This window comes from Klenkia terrae, assembly GCF_900491935.1.
GTDB lineage: Bacteria > Actinomycetota > Actinomycetes > Mycobacteriales > Geodermatophilaceae > Klenkia > Klenkia terrae.
Window position 1 is genome coordinate 1708123 of sequence record NZ_UEXK01000004.1, and the last position, 17042, is coordinate 1725164.

Here is a 17042-nt window from a genome sequence, read left to right on the forward strand (position 1 = left end):
TCCCGTGTCCGCACTCATCACCTCCGACCTGGTGGCGCTCGACGTCAGCCCGGGCGCCGACAAGACAGCGGTCATCCGCCAGCTGTCCGAGCTGGTGGCCGCCAGCGGCCGGGCCACCTCCGCCGACGGCCTGTACTCCGACGCGATGGACCGGGAGGCCAAGGTCGCGACCGGCCTGCCCGGCGGCATCGCGATCCCGCACTGCCGCTCCGCCGCCGTCACCGAGGCCTCGCTGGCCTTCGCCCGGCTGACCCCCGGCGCCGACTTCGGCGCCCCGGACGGCCCGGCCGACCTGGTCTTCCTGATCGCCGCCCCGGCCGCCGGCGACGCCGACCACCTGACGCTGCTGTCCGCGCTGGCCCGCGCGCTGGTCCGGCCGGAGTTCGTCGCCTCGCTGCGCGCCGCCGGCTCGGCCGACGAGGTCGTCGCCCTGGTGCAGGACGTCGTCGCCCCCGCGCCGACCGCCGCACCCGCCACCGTCGCCCCCCCGGCCGCGGCCGCCCCCGCCGCCGCGGCACCGGCCGCCGCCGGCCCGACGCTGATCGCGGTCAGCGCCTGCCCGACCGGCATCGCGCACACCTACATGGCCGCCGACAAGCTGGCCGCCGCCGCCCGCGAGATGGGCGTCGACCTGCACGTGGAGACCCAGGGCTCCTCGGGCTCCACCCCGATCGACCCCTCGGTGGTCAGCAAGGCCGCCGCGGTCATCTTCGCCGTCGACGTGGGCGTCAAGGACCGGGAGCGGTTCGCCGGCAAGCCGGTCATCCAGTCGGGCACCAAGCGGGCCATCCAGGAGCCCGAGGTCATGATCCGCGAGGCCCTCGCCGCGGCCCAGGACCCGAACGCCCGCCGCGTCCCCGGCACCGGCGTCGCGGACTCCCCGTCCTCCTCGGGCGGCAAGCCCAGCACCGGTGCGGAGATCCGCCGCTGGCTGCTCACCGGCGTCAGCTACATGATCCCGTTCGTCGCGGCCGGTGGTCTGCTCATCGCGCTGGGCTTCCTCTTCGGCGGCTACCAGATCGTGCTCACCGACCCGGACTCGGCCGGCGGCCAGAGCTACGCGCTGAACTGGGCGCTGAACAACAGCTTCTTCAACCTGCCGGTCGCCGGCGACGTCGGCTCCGGCCTCAACGACGGCCTGCTCGGCTACCTGGGCGCGCTGTTCACCGTCCTGGGCCAGGCCGCCTTCGGCTTCCTGGTCCCGGCCCTGGCCGGCTACATCGCCTACGCCATCGCCGACCGGCCCGGCATCGTGCCCGGCTTCGTCGTCGGTGCGGTCTCCGGGACCGTCGGCGCGGGCTTCCTCGGCGGCGTCGTCGGCGGCATCATCGCCGGCTTCGTGGCCCTGTGGATCAGCAAGTGGAAGCTGCCCGCCGGCGTCCGCGGGCTGCAGCCGGTCGTGATCATCCCGCTGCTGGCCACCCTGATCTCCAGCGGCATCATGGTGCTCTTCCTCGGCCGACCGCTGGCCGCGGCCCTCACCGGCCTGGGCAACTTCCTCAACGGCCTCACCGGCGCCTCGGCGATCCTGCTCGGGATCATCCTGGGCCTGATGATGTGCTTCGACCTGGGCGGCCCGGTCAACAAGGCGGCCTACGTCTTCGCCACCACCGGCCTCACCGCGGCGATCGCCGGTGACGGCGGCCGCCAGCAGCTGGTCATCATGGCCACGGTCATGGCCGCCGGCATGGTGCCCCCGCTGGCCATGGCGATCTCCACCGTCGTCCGGCCCAAGCTGTACACCGCCGCCGAGCGCGACAACGGCAAGGCCGCCTGGCTGCTGGGCCTGTCCTTCATCTCTGAGGGCGCCATCCCGTTCGCCGCGGCCGACCCGCTGCGGGTCATCCCCTCGATGATGCTGGGCGGTGCCACCACCGGCGCGATCGTGGCCGGTGCCGGCGTCGAGCTGCGCGCCCCCCACGGCGGCATCTTCGTGTTCTTCGCGATGAGCAACTTCTTCCTGTTCATCATCGCGGTGATCATCGGTGCGGTCGTCGGCGGCGTCGCCGTCACGCTGGCCAAGTCCGTCGGCCGCACCCCCGAGGCCGCCCCGGCCGAGGCCACCGAGGCAGCGATGGTCGGTGCCCCGTCCTCGACCACGGGTGCCGCGGTCGCCGCGAGCTGACAGGATCGACCCCGACCCCGGGGCGCGGGCGGTCCGCCGTCCGCGCCCCGCACCTCACTCGACGAAGAGGAGCGCACCTCCATGCCCAGCAAGACCGTGACCGTCGGTTCCGCCGTCGGCCTGCACGCCCGTCCCGCCGCCCTGATCGCCGAGGCCGTCGGCAAGGCCGGGGTGCCCGTCACCCTCGCCACGCCCGGCGGCAACCCGGTCGACGCCGGCTCGCCGCTGATGATCATGACCCTGGGCGCCAAGAAGGGCGCCGAGGTCGAGGTCTCCAGCGACGACCAGGCCGCCCTCGACCAGATCGCCGCGATGGTCGAGCGCGACCTCGACGCGGAGTAGCACCGCACCGCACGAGCGAGGGAGCCCTTCCCGAACGGCCAGGCAGCTGGCGTTCGGGAAGGGCTCCCTCGCTCGTTCCCGGGGTGGCTACAGGACGAGCGCCACGCCCGGGTCGTGCAGCACGGCGCCGATGTCGGCCAGGAACCTCGAGCCCAGCTCGCCGTCGATGATCCGGTGGTCGAACGACAGCGCCAGCTGGGTGACCTGGCGGACCTTGATCTTGCCCTTGTGCACCCAGGGCATCTCGCGGATCGCGCCGAAGGCCAGGATCGCCGACTCGCCGGGGTTGAGGATCGGCGTCCCGGTGTCCACGCCGAACACGCCGACGTTGGTGATCGTGATCGTGCCGCCGGACATCGCCGTCGGGCTGGTCTTGCCCTCGCGCGCGGTGGCGGTCAGGTCGCCCAGCGCACCGGCCAGCTCGGCCAGGGACAGCCGGCCGGCGTCCTTGATGTTGGGCACGATCAGCCCGCGCGGGGTGGCCGCGGCGATGCCCAGGTTCACGTAGTCCTTGACCACGATCTCCTGCGCCGCCTCGTCCCACGAGCTGTTCACCATCGGGTGCCGGTGCGCGGCCAGCAGCAGCGCCTTGGCCACGAACAGCAGCGGGCTGACCCGCAGACCGGCCAGCTCGGGACGGGACGCCAGCCGGGTGCGCAGCGCCATCATCCGCGTGACGTCGACGGTGAGGAACTCCGTGACGTGCGGGGCGGTGAACGCGCTGGTCACCATCGCCGCCGCGGTGTGCTTGCGGACGCCCTTGATCGGGATCCGCTGCTCGCGGCCCTCGGTGCCGGCCTCGGCCGCGGGGAACCGGACGACGGTCCCGGCGTCGGCGGCCAGCTCGGCCGGCGTCCGGGCGGGGGTCGCTGCACCGGACTGCGCCCCGGACCGGGCGGCGTCGACGTCGGCGCGGGTGATGACCCCGCCGGCACCGCTGCCGGTGACCGTGGTCAGGTCGACCCCGAGGTCCTTGGCGTACTTGCGCACCGGCGGCTTGGCCAGCGGGCGCGGGGCCCGGCGTCCGGGCGCGACCGCCTGCGACGACGCGGCCTCGGTGTCCGTGGCGTGCTGCTCGGCGGCCCGGCCGATCTCCAGCCCGCCGTGCCGCACCGGCTTGCTCGTCGCGTCCGGTGCCGTGGCCAGCAGCGGCGGTCGCTCGGTGCCGCCGCTGCCGTAGTCGGCCTCGGGCAGCACCTGCGGGGCGGTCGCCCGCTCGGCCACCGCGGCGCCGGCGTTCCGGGGACGGCGCTTGGCCTCGGTGTTCTTGGGGCCGTAGCCGACCAGCACCGAGGTGCGACCGCCGGGCGCGGGCCCGCCGATCAGCCCGGCGGCGGGGGTGTCGTCGTCCGCGGCCGCTGCGGGTGCGTCCCCGCCGATGTCGATGGTGATGATCGGCGAGCCGACGTCGACCGTCGTCCCCGGCTCGTGCAGCAGCTCGACCACGGTGCCGGCGTACGGGCTGGGCAGCTCGACGGCGGCCTTCGCCGTCTCCACCTCGCACAGCGGCTGGTTGGTCACGACGACGTCGCCGACGGCCACCAGCCACTGCAGGATCTCGCCCTCGGTCAGGCCCTCGCCGACGTCGGGCAGCTTGAACTGGCGCAGGTCCGGCATCAGAACTCCATCGAGCGGTCGACGACGTGCAGCACCCGGTCCAGGTCGGGCAGGTACTCCTCCTCGAGCTTGGACGGCGGGTAGGTGACGTCGTAGCCACCGACCCGCAGCACCGGGGCCTCCAGGGAGTGGAAGCAGGTCTCGGTCACGCGGGCGGCGATCTCGGCGCCCAGGCCCAGGTTGGTCTGCGCCTCGTGGACGACGACGCAGCGGCCGGTGCGGCGGACCGACTCCTCGACCGGACCCAGGTCCAGCGGGGACAGCGTGCGCAGGTCGATGACCTCCAGCGAGCGGCCCTCCTCGGCGGCGGCCTCGGCGGCCTGCAGCGCCGTCTTCACCATCGGGCCGTAGGCCAGCAGCGTGACGTCGTCGCCGGCCCGCACCACCCGGGAGCTGAACAGCGGCGGCGGGGTGGCCTCCAGGTCGACCTCGGCCTTGTCCCAGTACCGGCGCTTGGGCTCGAAGAACACCACCGGGTCGGGGCTGGCGATGGCCTGCTGCAGCATCCAGTAGGCGTCCGAGGGGTTGGACACCGCGACGACCTTGAGCCCGGTGGTGTGCGCGAAGTAGGCCTCGGGGCTCTCGCTGTGGTGCTCGACCGCGCCGATGCCGCCGCCGAACGGGATGCGGATGGTGATCGGCATGGGCAGCCGGCCGCGCGAGCGGGCGTGGATCTTGGCCACCTGGGTGACGATCTGGTTGTAGGCGGGGAAGACGAACCCGTCGAACTGGATCTCCACGACCGGCCGGTAGCCGCGCATGGCCAGCCCGACCGCGGTGCCCAGGATGCCGGCCTCGGCCAGCGGGGTGTCGACCACCCGCGCCTCGCCGAAGTCCTTCTGCAGCCCGTCGGTGATCCGGAAGACCCCGCCGAGCTTGCCGATGTCCTCGCCCATGAGCACGACCTTCGGGTCGTCCTCCATGGCCTTGCGCAGGCCGGTGTTGAGGGCCTTGCCCAACGTCAGCGTGGTCACGAGGCGAAGCCCTCCTGGTAGGCGAGGAACTCCGCGCGCTGGGCGGCGATCTCGTCGGTCTGCTCGGCGTACACGTGGTCGAACATCTCGGTGCCGGCCGGGTCGGGCATCTCCAGCGTGCCCTTGCGGATGCGGACGGCCAGCTCGTCGCCCTCGGCCTCGACCGAGGCGAAGAAGTCGGCGTCGGCCTTGCCCGAGCGGGACAGGTGGGCCTTGAGCCGGGCGATCGGGTCGCGCAGCTTCCACTCCTCCAGCTCGTCGGCCAGCCGGTAGCGGGTCGGGTCGTCGGAGGTGGTGTGCGCGCCCATCCGGTAGGTGAACGCCTCGATGAAGGTGGGGCCCGAGCCCTCGCGCGCCCGGGCCAGCGCGGCCCGGGTGACGGCCAGGACGGCGAGGACGTCGTTGCCGTCGACCCGGACGCCGGGGAACCCGAAGCCGGCGGCGCGGCGGAACAGCGGCACCTTGGACTGGCGCTCGATCGGCACCGAGATCGCGTACTGGTTGTTCTGGCAGAAGAACACGACCGGGGCGTCGAAGGTGGCGGCCCAGATCATGGCCTCGTTGACCTCGCCCTGGCTGGTCGCGCCGTCGCCGAGGAAGGCGATCGCGGCCCCGTCGCCGCCCGCCGTCCCCGAGTCGCGCTGGATGCCCATGGCGTAGCCGGTGGCGTGCAGGCACTGCGCGCCGATGACCACGGTGTACAGGTTGAACTTGGTCGCCAGCGGGTCCCAGCCACCGAGGTCGTTGCCCCGGAACAGGCTGATGACGTGCAGCGGGTCGACCCCGCGGGCCCACGCGACGCCGTGCTCGCGGTAGGTGGGGAAGGCCATGTCCTGCGCGCCCAGCGCGCGGCCGGCGCCGATCTGCGCGGCCTCCTGGCCCAGCAGGGAGGCCCAGATGCCGAGCTCGCCCTGGCGCTGCAGCGCGGTGGCCTCGACGTCCCACCGGCGGACCAGTGCGAGGTCGCGGTAGAGGGACAGGAGCTCGTCGTCGGTGACGTCGATCGCGTAGTCCGGGTGCTCGACCCGTTCGCCCTCGGGCGTCAGCAGCTGCACCAGGTCGGGTTGGGCAGGCAGGTGCGGTGCACCCGCCCCGGGTACGGGGTCGACCATCTCGCCGAGCGCGGTCACGGCTGTTCTCCTCACGTCGCAGAGCTCCGTGTGCAGCACATCACTGCCCGGCCGAGATGCGCAAGGCAGCTGCCCGGATCTGAGCAGGATGATCAGTCGGACCGGGATGTGGCGTGGCACACTGAGCACCGTGAGCGGGATCGATGCCACCGACGCCCGGCTGCTGCTCGCCCTGTCCGAGGATCCGCGGGCCACGGTGATGGCGCTGTCGCAGACCCTCGGGCTGGCCCGCAACACCGTGCAGGCCCGGCTGACCCGGCTCGAGTCCGGCGGGGTGCTGGACCCCTTCGAGCGGCGCGTGCGGCCCGAGGCCCTGGGCTACCCGCTGGGCGCCTACGTCACGGTGACGGTGGTGCAGACGTCGCTGGCCGAGGTCAGCGCCGGGTTGGCCGACATCCCCGAGGTGCTCGAGGTCATCGGCCTGTCCGGGGCGGCGGACCTGCTCGTGCAGGTGGTGGCCCGCGACGCCGACGACCTGTGGCGGATCAGCGAGCAGGTGCTGGCCATCCCCGGCGTCCAGCGCACCGACACGAACCTGGCGCTGCGGCGCTTCGTCGACCACCGGATGACCCCGCTGCTCAGGCGCGCCGCCGGGCGCTGACCGGCGGTGCAGCCCGGTTAGGGTGCGCCGTGCGGATCCGCCCTGTGCTCGTGCTGGTCGTGCTGCTGCTGGCCGGGTGCCGGATCGACGGGACGGCGTCCCCCGCGCCCGACGGGTGGGAGTTCGTCTCCGAGCAGCCGTGCGCGGACGCCGGGGCCGACGGTGCGTCCGACTTCTCCTGCGTGACCCTCAGCGTGCCGGTCGACCACGCGCAGCCGGCCGGCGAGCACTGGGACGTCACCTTCGGCGTGCTGCGGGCGGAGGGCGAGCGGAAGGGCGTCTACGTCACCGCCACCGGCGGGCCGGGGTCCAGCGGTCTGGACGTGGCCGACTCCTACGCCGCGGCCTTCCCCGACGACGTCCGGCAGGGCTTCGACGTCGTCTTCCTCGACCAGCGCGGGATCGGGCTGTCCCAGGAGCTGCGCTGCGACGACACCTACTACTCCTACTCGGGGTTCGTGGACACCTCGTCGACCCCCGCCGAGCGGGACGCCTTCGCCGACGCGAGCACCGGCTTCGGCGAGGACTGCTTCGCCGAGGCCGGCGTCGACCCGGCCACCGCACCCCGCTACGCCACCGCCCAGGCCGTCGAGGACCTGGAGGACTTCCGGCAGTGGCTGGACGCCCCGGAGCTGACCCTCTACGGCGAGAGCTACGGCACCCAGTACGTGCAGACCTACGCCGCCGCGCACCCCGACCGGGTCGCCGGGCTCCTGGTGGACGGTGTGGTGGACCTGGCCACCGACCAGCCCGAGTTCGCCGTCGAGCAGGCGCAGGGCCAGTCCGACGTCCTCGTCGCCACGCTGGCCCGGTGCGACACGAACCCCGTGTGCGCGGCCGTCGCACCCGGGGACTCCCTCGCCGACTACGACGCCCTGCTCGCCCGGCTGGCCGCCGACCCGGTCACCCCGCCCGGGGGCGACCCGGTGGACGACTACACGCTGCGCGCGGCGGCGGGGTCGTCGATGGGTGACCCGTACGCCCGGCAGGAGTTCACCGACGCGCTCAACGACGCCCTGGTCGGGGACTTCGCCGGTCTCGACGCACTGGGCAACGGCGGCTACGGCCCGACGTCGGACTTCTCCGACGCGCTGTACTACGCCGTCGAGTGCCAGGACTACGACGTCGTCCCCGAGGGCGGCGACCCGCGGGCGGTGCTCGACGACTGGCTGGACGCCGGGGCCGCGGCGGGGGTCGACCAGCTGCGGCTGAGCAGCTTCTACGGCGACGTGGACTGCCTGTTCTGGCCCGGGTCGACCACCACCCCCGACTTCGCCCGCCCGGCACCCGTGACCGACCCGCCCTACCCGGTGATGGTGCTCAACGCCGACACCGACCCCGCCACCCCGTTCGTCGGTGCGCGCAGCGTGTTCCGCGACCTGGTGCCCGGCGCCGGACCGGCCGACGCCGCGATCGTGCAGCTCTACGGCCCGCACGTGATCTACGGCCGGGGCGACCCGTGCATCGACGAGCCGGTGGACGCCTTCATCACCACCGGCCAGGTGCCGGCGCAACGGGTCACCATCTGCACCTGGTGACGGTTTCCACCTCCGGCCCGCCCGGGTAGTCCGCCCGGCATGGCGAAGAAGACCCCTTTCGGTGCGATCGGCAAGGGCAGGCGCGGCATCTCCACCGGTGGGTGGTTGGTCCGCGGCGCGGCTGCCGGCGCGGCCGGGACGACGGTGCTGAACACCGTCACCTACCTGGACATGGTGCTGCGCGGCCGCGGCACCAGCAGCACCCCGGAGCAGACCGTCGAGGCGCTCGCGGACAAGGCCCACGTCGGGATCCCCGGCGAGGGCGAGACCCGGGACAACCGGGTCTCCGGCCTGGGCCCGCTCACCGGGATCGCCGCGGGCGTGGGGGTCGGCGTGCTCGCCGGGTTGGCCCGCGCGGCGGGCTTCCGGCCGAACCCCGTCGTCGGCGGCCTGGTGGCCACCGTCGGGGCACTGGTCGGCGCGAACGGCCCGATGGCCGCGCTGGGCATCAGCGATCCGCGGACCTGGTCGGCCACCGACTGGGCCGCCGACGTCGTCCCGCACCTGGCCTACGGCTTCGCCACCCACGCCACCCTGGCCGCCCTCGACCGCGCCTGACCGCCGGCCTCGAGTGACAGCTGAGGGTGGTTCCGGCGCCCTCGAGACCGCGCTGAGCTGTCACTCGGTGCGCTGGCCCCCGGGTTCAGCAACGGCCGTCCTGGCTCACCGGCGTCGGTGAGCCAGGACGCACGTCGGTGGACCCAGCTGATCCACGCCGCAGGGGTCAGCGCCAGCCGGCGGGGTCGACGCCGCCGGGGACCGGGGCGGCGGGGTCGTAGGGCTGCCGGGTGAAGACGAACGTGGCCAGGTCCAGGTGGTCGTCGGCGATCCGCAGCGTCTCGCCGGCGTAGTAGCCGTCCAGCCCGACCCAGCTGCCGTCGGCCCGCCGGGTGAACCGGCTGGCCCGTCCGCCGCGGCCGGGCAGCGGACCCAGGTGCAGCAGGCCGCCGGCCTGCGCGCGCAGCACGTGCGGCGCCGGGCCCCAGAACCAGACGCCGAGGACGTCCAGCGGCACCGGCGGCGGGGACGGCGTCCACGCAGGCCCGACGTACGGCTCGGCGGCCTTGAGGTCGGCCAGCAGACCGGGCACGAGTGGGTCCAGGCCGCTGGTGGTGTTGGCCAGCATCACCGCGCCGGCCGCCTCGGACCGGTCGACGAACACCCCGGCCAGGAAGCCCGGCATCGACCCGCCGTGCCCGACCAGCGTGGTGCCCTCGACCCGCACCACCTGCAGACCGAGCCCGTAGGCCGACCAGCCGGGCGCGGAGAAGTCCACCCCGGCGGGCACGGTCATCTCCGCCAGCGTGCCGGGGGCGAGCACGTCGCCGGTGTCGCCCAGCAGGAAGGCGGCGAACCGGCCCAGGTCGGTCAGCGTCGCCCACAGCTGGCCGGCCGCGTCCATCACCCCGGCGTCGTGCTCGGGCTCGGGCAGGACGACGTCGGCCCACGGGTGGACGGCGGTGCCCTGCGCGGCGGCACCGGACGGGCGAGGCGTCGTCCGGGTCATGCCCAGCGGTGCGAGCACCTCGGCGGTGACCGCCTCGACCCACGGCCGGCCGCGGTGCCGGGCGACCAGCTCGCCGAGCAGGCCGAAGCCGAGGTTGGAGTAGTGGAACCGGCGCGCGGCCCCGAGGACGACGTGCTCGGGGCCCAGCTGCAGGTCGGCCAGCGACCCGCCGGGCACCCGCTCCCACCAGCCGCCCGGGCTCTCGCTGGAGGCGCCGGCCAGGTGCGAGAGCAGCTGGCCCACGGTGCGGTTGCCCAGCGGGGTGCCGGGGACGTGCCGGTCCAGCGGGTCGTCCAGGCCCAGCCGGCCCTCGTCGCGCAGCCGCATCACGACCACCGCGGTGATGCTCTTGCTGATCGAGCCCAGCCGGTACTGCACGTCGATGTGCGGGTCGGCGACGTCCCCGCGCCCGGCCGACCAGGCCAGCCCGCCGTCCCGGACGACGCCGGCCACCAGGCTGGGCGCCCGGCCGTCGCGCTGCACCTGGGCGGTGCGGGCCAGCAGGGTGCGTGCGGTGGTGGGCTCGACCATCCCCGCAGGCTAGGTGGTGGTGACCGGTGCGCCCACCGGCAGCCGACCGTCGCGGACGGCCCGCCGCTCGAACCACACGGTCATGAACGGCGGCACCGAGGAGACCAGGGCCAGGACGACGGTCGGCAGGTCCCACCGCAGCACGCGCCAGGCGACCAGCGCGAGCACCACGTAGACCACGAACACCGCCCCGTGGATCGGCCCGGCGACCTGGACACCGACCTCCGACGTGCCCAGCACCCACTTCACGAACATGCCGGCCAGCAGCAGCGCCCAGCTCACCGCCTCGGCGAGGGCGACGACGCGGAAGGCACGGGCGACGGTCCGGGGTGCGAGGAGGGCGGCCACGACCTGTCCCAACGAGGCGGGCCCGGCCGGCGTCCCCGGGTGTGACGGACCCCGCACCAGACCCCCGCACCGGACCCCCGCACACGGCCCCGGACACGACGGAGCCCCGGTCACCGAGGTGACCGGGGCTCCGTGCTGCTGCGGGGTGGCTCAGCCGGCGAGGCGGCGGTACGCCGTGGGCGAGGAGCCCATCGCGTCGATGCTCGACACCTTGACCACGTCACCGGACGTCGGGGCGTGCACCATCATGCCGTTGCCGATGTAGATGCCGATGTGGCTGACCGGGGAGTAGAACGCCACCAGGTCACCAGGCTGCAGCTCGCCGCGGGAGACCGACTGCCCCATCACGGCCTGCGCCTTGCTCGAGTGCGGAGCGGCGATGCCGGCAGCGGCGTAGGCGTACTGCACCAGCCCCGAGCAGTCGAAGCTGTCGGGCCCGGCAGCGGCCCACACGTACGGGTCACCCACCTGGGCCAGTGCCGTGTCGACGGCGGTCTGCGCAGCCGCGGAGTTCGCGACCACGGAGCCCACCGGGCTGGTGGGGGCACTGCTGGAGCCACTGGAGCTGCTGGCGGCGGGCGCGGTGTCACCCGCGGCGGCGACGGCGGCGCGCTCGGCGGCGGTCAGCGCGTCGTACTGCGCCTGGTAGTCCGCGATCTGGGCGTTCAGGTCGGCCTGCTGCGCGGTGACCGCGTCCAGCTGGGCCTGGGCCTGCGCAGTGGTCTGCTCGGCCTGCTGCTGCGCGGCGGCGGCGGCCTCGTCGGCCTGCTGCGCCTCGCTGAGCACGTCGGTGTTGTGCTGGGAGAGCAGGTCCAGTGTCGCGGTCTGCTCGACGAACTCACCGGCCGAGGTGGAGGTGAGCAGCGCCTGCAGCGAGGTGAGCTGGCTGCCGCCCTGGTAGGCGGTGCGGGCGACGTCGGTGACCGAGCCGCGGGCGGCCTCGAGGGCGGCCTGGGCGGCCTGCGCGGTGGCGGCGGCCTGGTCGGCGGCGGCCTGGTCGGTGTCCAGCGCGACGCGGGCGTCGTTGAACTGCTCGGTGAGGACCTCGAGCTGCTGGCCCCGGTCGACGATCAGCTGCGCGGCCTCGGCCGAGGTCGTCGGCTCGGCGGTGTCGCCGGGGGCGGCCACGGCGGGGCTGGCGGTCAGCAGGACCCCGGCGGCGGCGAAGAGGGTGATGACGGCGCGGCGCCCGCGGAGGGCAGGGCGACGCGCGGACAAGCTGGTACTCGCCATGTGCGGCGGGTGGTCCCTTCTTCCAACGAGCCGCCTACCGAGTTAGCTGACGGATTCGGACGGGAAGTTCGCCCGGCACGTCGACCTGGGTGGTCGTCGTGCTTCACCCCAGTGCTGCGGTGGGTCCCCGGTCCACGTCCGCCCCGGTGGTGCTGGAGGGGCGGCTGTGGTTCGGCGGCGTCCGGCCGGTGCCACCAGGGAGAGGTGGCGGAACGATCCGTCCGGACGTGGCGACGGTAAGGGGGTTGCCGACTCGTGACAAGTGAGGCCCCCGCGATTGTGGACTTCTCCACGTCTGCGCCCGGAACACGCCATGAGCACGCTCACAACGCGTGAGCGGACGACTGCGACCCCGCCGGTCGGTCACCATGCCGGGATGCGCTTCGACGTGGTGGTGGTGGGCGGCGGTCACAACGGTCTGGTCGCGGCGGCGTACCTGGCCCGGGCCGGCCGGTCGGTGCTGGTCCTGGAGCGCCGGGCCGGCCTGGGCGGGGCGGCGGTGAGCGAGCAGGTCTTCCCCGGCGTCGACGTCCGGTTGTCGGCCTACTCCTACCTGGTCAGCCTGCTGCCCGACCGGGTCGTGGCCGACCTGGACCTCGACGTCCGGCTGGCCGACCGGGCGGTCAGCTCGGCCACCCTGCTCGGCGACCGTGCACCGGTCGTGGAGCGCGACCCCGGCCCGGTCACCGCGCAGTCGTTCCGCGACCTCACCGGGTCCGACGCCGAGTGGGCCGGCTGGCAGCGCTTCTACGACCGGCTGGCCACCCTGGCCGAGGACCTCTCCCCCACGCTGGTCGAGCCGTTGCCGACCACCGCCGAGCTGGAGCGTCGGCTGCGCGACCGGCAGCTGTACCGCGACCTGCTCGAGCGCCCGCTGGCCGACGTGGTCGCCGACCACCTGGACTCCGACGTCGCCCGCGGGATCGCGCTCACGGACGGGCTGATCGGCACCTCCGCCGACGTGCACGCCGCCGACGGGCTGGCCGGCCGCTGCTTCCTGTACCACCTGGTCGGCAACGGCACGGGCCTCTGGCGGGTGCCGGTCGGCGGCATGGGGGCGGTCAGCGGCGCGATGGCCGACGCCGCCCGCCGGGGCGGCGCCGAGCTCCGCACCCGGGCGACGGTGACCGCGGTCGAGACCCGCGACGACGGCGTCACGGTGCACTGGACCGACGACGACGGGACGACGCACGCGGTGGACGCCGGCCACGTGGTCGCCGGCTGCGCGCCGGCCGTGCTCGACGAGCTGACCGGGGCGGCGCCGGGCCCCCGGCCGGTGGGCGCCCAGCTCAAGGTGAACATGGTGCTGACCCGGCTGCCCCGCACCCGGTCGGGCCTGGACCCGGCGGTCGCGTTCGGCGGCACCTGCCACGTCGACGAGGCCGCCTCGCAGATCGACGCCGCCTGGGCGCAGTCCTCGGCCGGCCGGCTGCCCGACGTCATCCCGTTCGAGGTGTACTGCCACTCCCTCACCGACCCCTCGATCGTCGGGGACACCGGGCTGCACACGCTGACCCTGTTCGGGCTGCACACCCCGGCCGACCTGTTCACCGCCGACCCGGTCGGCACCCGCGAGGAGGCGGTCCGCCGTGTGGTGGCCCAGCTGGACGCCCAGCTCGAGGAGCCGCTGGCCGACTGCCTGGCCACCGACGGGGAGGGCCGCCCGTGCCTGCAGGCGTCATCCCCGCTGGACGTCGAGGCCTCGCTCGCCATGCCGGGCGGGCACATCTTCCACGGCGACCTGGCCTGGCCGGTGGCGACCGAGGCGCAGCCGGCGGGCACCTGGGGCGCGGCCACCGCCCACCCGCGCGTGGTGGCGGCGTCCAGCGGCGGCACGGTCCGCGGCGGTGCCGTCAGCGGCCTGGGCGGCTACGCGGCCGCCCGCCACCTGTTGGGGTGACCCACCGGACATCCCGTCCACAACCGTGACGCCCGCCGGGCTCAGGGATGGGATGATCCGGAGGTGACGGTGTCCATGCTCGACCGGGCCATCTACTCCTTCGGGGATGTGGACCGCCTCGTCGGCCTGCCCGCTGGCACCGCCCGTCGTTGGCTCGACGGGTACGAGCGCTCAGGGTCCCGCTACGAACCCGTTCTCCGCGAGCACTCCGACGGTTCGGCGGCCGTCACCTGGGGTGAGCTCGTCGAGGCCCGCCTGCTCGCCGAGTTCCGTTCCCGCAAGGTGTCCATGCAGAGGATGCGTCCGGCGGTCGCTGCCCTGCGCGACGAGTTCGGGCGTTACCCCCTGGCCCATGCGCGCCCCTTCCTGACCGTCGACAACCGAGAGCTCGTCCGCCGCATGCAGGATCGACTCGAGCTGGACCCCGACCTGAGTCTCGTGGTCGTTCGCAACGGTCAGGTGGTCCTGTCGGCCGCTGCGGAGCGGTTCCAGCACTCGGTGCACTACGAGGACGACGCCGTCGCACTCATCCGGCCTTCCGCAGCGACACCTGACGTGACCATGGACCCCGCCCGGTCCTTCGGGCAGCCGACTGTCCGAGGAATCCGTACCGACGCCATCGCCGAGGACTTCCGCGCCGGCAGCGAGAGGGACGAACTGGTCGAGCTGTACGACTTGACGCCGACCTTGGTGGATCAAGCGATTCGATTCGAGCTGATCGCCGCCCGCGACGCCGCCTGACCGGTGGCCGCGCTGGCGGGGGTCACGTTCTTCGCCGACGAGAACTGCCTCGGCATGGCCCGTTGCCTCTTGAAGGAGGGCCGGGACGACGTCGTGCACCCGGGCCACGTCCTGCTGCCCGACGTACCTCTCGGTTGCCCGGACCTCGAATGGATGGCGACCATCGCACGCCACGACCTCGTCGTCCTCACCCGCGACAGACGCATCCGGACCCGGCCGGCGGAGTTGACCGAGTACCGGTCTCAAGGCCTGCGCGTGGTGTTCCTCGCCGGGAAGACCGATCGACGACCCAGCGAACAGGCGGCACTGTTCCTGCGACACGAGACCCGTCTGCGACGGGAGATGGTCAAGCGAGGCCCTGGTCCATGGGCGCTGACGATGAGCGAACGCGACCTCCGGCCGATCGACCTGCCCGACAACTGACCACCTGCTAGACAGCGGGGGTGGAGACGACCGGCGCGGTGCTGCGCGGCGAGGGTGGCCGGTACGAACTGGTGACGCTGGAGGTCGGCGACCCCGGCCCCGGTGAGGTGCTGGTCGAGATGGCCTACGCCGGGCTCTGCCACTCCGACGAGCACCTGCGGCACTCCAACGCCGGCGGGAAGTACCCGATCGTCGGCGGCCACGAGGGCTCGGGCGTCGTCCTGGCCGTCGGGCCGGGCGTGCGCCGGGTCGCCCCGGGCGACCACGTGGTGGCCAGCTTCCTGCCCGCCTGCGGCACCTGCCGGTGGTGCGCGTCGGGCCGGTCCAACCTGTGCGACCTGGGCGCCACCATCGCCACCGGTCAGCTGCCCACCGGCACCTGGCCGTTCCGGCTGGACGGCGAGCCGCTGGGCGGGTTCTGCATGGTCGGCGCGTTCGCCCGGCACTCGCTGCTCAGCGAGGCCTCCTGCATCCGGATCGACCCGTGGCTGCCGCTGGACACCGCGGCGCTGATGGCCTGCAGCGTGCCCACCGGGTGGGGCTCGGCGGTCTACGCCGGCGGCACCCGCCCCGGGGACACCGTCGTCGTCGTCGGCTGCGGCGGGGTGGGCGCCAACGCGGTGCAGGGCGCCGTCCACGCCGGGGCGTCGAACATCGTCGCCGTCGACCCGGTCGCGTTCCGCCGGGAGTTCGCCGAGTCCGTCGGCGCCACGCACGCCGTCGAGGACACCCGGAGCGCGGCGATGCTCGCCCGCGAGCTGACCCGGGGCAACGGCGCCGACGTCGTCGTCCTCGCGGTCGGGGCCACCGCCGCCGAGGGCACCCGCCAGGCCGCCCGCTGCCTGGGCAAGGGCGGAACGCTGGTGCTGACGGCGCTGGCCGACATCGGCTCCGACGTCACGGTGTCGCTGCAGGGCAACGGGCTCACCGTCTACGAGCACCGCATCCAGGGCGCGCTGTTCGGCAGCTGCAACGCCCACCGCGACGTCCCGATGCTGCTGCGGCTGGCCAGCGAGGGGAAGCTCGAGCTGGACCGGCTGGTCACCCGCCGGTACGCCCTGGACCAGCTCGAGCAGGGCTTCGCCGACCAGGCCGCCGGCGAGACCATCCGCGGCCTGCTGGTGCACGCGGACTGATCAGCCCTTGACCGCCCCCTCGTTGGCCCCGCCGACGAAGTAGCGCTGGAAGACGAAGAAGACGACGGCCACCGGGATGGTCATCAGCAGCGCGGCACCCAGGGTGAGCGGGAACTGGTTGCCCGAGCCCAGCTGGCCGGTCGTCAGCGTCGCCACGCCCTTGGTCAGCGTGTAGAGGTCCCGGTCCTGGGACGCCACGATGAAGTGCGGCAGCTCGTTCCACGACGCCTGGAAGCTGAGGATGGTCAGCGTGATCAGCGCCGGGCGGGCCATCGGCAGCACGACCGACCAGAACACCCGGAAGGTGCCGGCGCCGTCGATCCGCGCCGCCTCCTCGATCGAGGCCGGGACCGACTCGAAGAACTGCTTCATGATGAAGATGCCCGCGGCGTCGGCGACCAGCGGCAGGAACAGCGCCACCGGGGTGTCGTAGATGCCGAGCTGGTTGAGCACCAGGAACTTCGGGATCAGCAGGACGACGCCGGGCACCGCCATGACCGCCAGGACGGCGCTGAACACCGCCGACCGGCCGCGGAAGTGCAACCGGGCCAGCGCGTAGCCGGCGAGGGAGTCCAGGAACACCCGCAGGCCGGTGACCAGCACCGACACCCAGACCGAGTTGAACGCCCACAGCCCGAAGTCGGTGTCGAACAGCCGGCCGAACGCGGCCGCGGTGAGCGGGTCGGGCAGGAGCGCCAGCGGGTTGTTCGTGGCGTCGCCGTTGGTCTTGAACGACGTCACGACCTGGATGAGGAACGGGTACAGGTAGACGACGGAGAAGAAGACCAGCACGACGTAGGCCAGGAAGCGGCCCACCTGCCGGCCGGGCAGCCGGCGGCGGGGTGCCTCCGGCGCTGGGGCGTCGTCGACGGGGGTCTCGAGGGTGGTGGTCACGC

General features: G+C 73.8%; 16 protein-coding genes and 1 riboswitch. Of the genes, 9 read left to right on the top strand and 7 right to left on the bottom strand.

Annotation, left to right across the window (positions count from 1 at the left end; translation table 11 throughout):
• The first annotated feature begins 4 nt into the window (after positions 1-4).
• Together LFA75_RS08855 and LFA75_RS08860 are read left to right on the top strand one after the other, a co-directional pair.
• On the top strand, positions 5-2125 hold the full coding sequence (locus LFA75_RS08855) for a PTS fructose transporter subunit IIABC (RefSeq protein WP_225233276.1): 2121 nt from the start codon (positions 5-7) through the stop codon (positions 2123-2125).
• Positions 2126-2206: 81 nt separating this feature from the next.
• On the top strand, positions 2207-2467 hold the full coding sequence (locus LFA75_RS08860) for an HPr family phosphocarrier protein (protein ID WP_225233277.1): 261 nt from the start codon (positions 2207-2209) through the stop codon (positions 2465-2467).
• An 87-nt stretch (positions 2468-2554) separates the two neighbouring features.
• Here the strand turns inward: LFA75_RS08860 and LFA75_RS08865 are convergent, their stop codons facing one another.
• From LFA75_RS08865 to pdhA, 3 genes are read right to left on the bottom strand one after another with little or no spacing between them, the layout of a single operon-like run.
• Positions 2555-4084, bottom strand: a complete 1530-nt coding sequence (locus tag LFA75_RS08865; RefSeq protein WP_225233278.1) for a dihydrolipoamide acetyltransferase family protein — start codon at positions 4082-4084, stop codon at positions 2555-2557.
• On the bottom strand, positions 4084-5058 hold the full coding sequence (locus tag LFA75_RS08870) for an alpha-ketoacid dehydrogenase subunit beta (protein ID WP_225233279.1): 975 nt from the start codon (positions 5056-5058) through the stop codon (positions 4084-4086). Before LFA75_RS08870 ends, LFA75_RS08865 begins: the two co-directional genes overlap by 1 nt.
• On the bottom strand, positions 5055-6188 hold the full coding sequence (gene pdhA, locus LFA75_RS08875) for a pyruvate dehydrogenase (acetyl-transferring) E1 component subunit alpha (RefSeq protein WP_225233280.1): 1134 nt from the start codon (positions 6186-6188) through the stop codon (positions 5055-5057). The genes LFA75_RS08870 and pdhA overlap by 4 nt, the downstream gene beginning before the upstream one ends.
• A gap of 130 nt (positions 6189-6318) precedes the next feature.
• On the opposite strand from pdhA, the gene LFA75_RS08880 reads away from it, so the two are divergent.
• Genes LFA75_RS08880 through LFA75_RS08890 form a run of 3 tightly spaced genes read left to right on the top strand, consistent with a single transcriptional unit; the run spans position 6319 to position 8885 of the window.
• The gene (locus LFA75_RS08880; protein ID WP_225233281.1) at positions 6319-6789 is read left to right on the top strand and encodes an Lrp/AsnC family transcriptional regulator; all 471 of its coding nucleotides are present in this window, start codon (positions 6319-6321) and stop codon (positions 6787-6789) included.
• A gap of 29 nt (positions 6790-6818) precedes the next feature.
• Positions 6819-8327, top strand: a complete 1509-nt coding sequence (locus LFA75_RS08885) for an alpha/beta fold hydrolase (protein ID WP_225233282.1) — start codon at positions 6819-6821, stop codon at positions 8325-8327.
• Between the two features lie 39 nt (positions 8328-8366).
• Positions 8367-8885 (top strand): hypothetical protein, encoded by a 519-nt coding sequence (locus LFA75_RS08890; protein WP_225233283.1) that lies wholly within the window; start codon positions 8367-8369, stop codon positions 8883-8885.
• Between the two features lie 166 nt (positions 8886-9051).
• Here LFA75_RS08890 and LFA75_RS08895 read toward each other — a convergent pair whose 3' ends face one another.
• From LFA75_RS08895 to LFA75_RS08905, 3 genes are all read right to left on the bottom strand, one after another.
• On the bottom strand, positions 9052-10365 hold the full coding sequence (locus LFA75_RS08895) for a serine hydrolase domain-containing protein (RefSeq protein WP_225233284.1): 1314 nt from the start codon (positions 10363-10365) through the stop codon (positions 9052-9054).
• Positions 10366-10374: 9 nt separating this feature from the next.
• A complete protein-coding gene (locus LFA75_RS08900) occupies positions 10375-10713 on the bottom strand; it encodes a DUF3817 domain-containing protein (protein ID WP_225233285.1) in 339 nt (112 codons plus the stop codon).
• Between the two features lie 150 nt (positions 10714-10863).
• A complete protein-coding gene (locus LFA75_RS08905; RefSeq protein WP_225233286.1) occupies positions 10864-11946 on the bottom strand; it encodes a C40 family peptidase in 1083 nt (360 codons plus the stop codon).
• Positions 11947-11961: 15 nt separating this feature from the next.
• A riboswitch (cyclic di-AMP (ydaO/yuaA leader) is annotated at positions 11962-12119 on the bottom strand.
• 203 nt (positions 12120-12322) lie between these two features.
• Between LFA75_RS08905 and LFA75_RS08910 the strand changes: the two genes are divergently transcribed.
• The 4 genes from LFA75_RS08910 (at position 12323) to LFA75_RS08925 (ending at position 16146) form a co-directional block, all read left to right on the top strand.
• Positions 12323-13846, top strand: coding sequence for a phytoene desaturase family protein (locus tag LFA75_RS08910; protein WP_225233287.1), 1524 nt, complete (start codon positions 12323-12325; stop codon positions 13844-13846).
• Between the two features lie 63 nt (positions 13847-13909).
• Positions 13910-14587 (top strand): DUF433 domain-containing protein, encoded by a 678-nt coding sequence (locus tag LFA75_RS08915; RefSeq protein ID WP_225233288.1) that lies wholly within the window; start codon positions 13910-13912, stop codon positions 14585-14587.
• A gap of 3 nt (positions 14588-14590) precedes the next feature.
• On the top strand, positions 14591-15010 hold the full coding sequence (locus tag LFA75_RS08920; protein WP_225233289.1) for a PIN-like domain-containing protein: 420 nt from the start codon (positions 14591-14593) through the stop codon (positions 15008-15010).
• Between the two features lie 20 nt (positions 15011-15030).
• Positions 15031-16146 (top strand): NDMA-dependent alcohol dehydrogenase, encoded by a 1116-nt coding sequence (locus tag LFA75_RS08925; protein WP_225233290.1) that lies wholly within the window; start codon positions 15031-15033, stop codon positions 16144-16146.
• Here LFA75_RS08925 and LFA75_RS08930 read toward each other — a convergent pair whose 3' ends face one another.
• Entirely contained in the window at positions 16147-17040 is an 894-nt protein-coding gene (locus LFA75_RS08930) for a carbohydrate ABC transporter permease (RefSeq protein WP_225233291.1), read from the bottom strand. It abuts the gene before it with no gap.
• Positions 17041-17042: the final 2 nt, after the last annotated feature.

Excerpts from the sequence above, each read along its gene's own strand:
- LFA75_RS08860 (WP_225233277.1), top strand. The coding sequence starts at position 2,207 with ATGCCCAGCAAGACCGTGACCGTCGGTTCCGCCGTCGGCCTGCACGCC.
- LFA75_RS08865 (WP_225233278.1), bottom strand. The coding sequence starts at position 4,084 with ATGCCGGACCTGCGCCAGTTCAAGCTGCCCGACGTCGGCGAGGGCCTG.
- LFA75_RS08890 (WP_225233283.1), top strand. The coding sequence starts at position 8,367 with ATGGCGAAGAAGACCCCTTTCGGTGCGATCGGCAAGGGCAGGCGCGGC.
- LFA75_RS08895 (WP_225233284.1), bottom strand. The coding sequence starts at position 10,365 with ATGGTCGAGCCCACCACCGCACGCACCCTGCTGGCCCGCACCGCCCAG.
- LFA75_RS08905 (WP_225233286.1), bottom strand. The coding sequence starts at position 11,946 with ATGGCGAGTACCAGCTTGTCCGCGCGTCGCCCTGCCCTCCGCGGGCGC.
- LFA75_RS08910 (WP_225233287.1), top strand. The coding sequence starts at position 12,323 with ATGCGCTTCGACGTGGTGGTGGTGGGCGGCGGTCACAACGGTCTGGTC.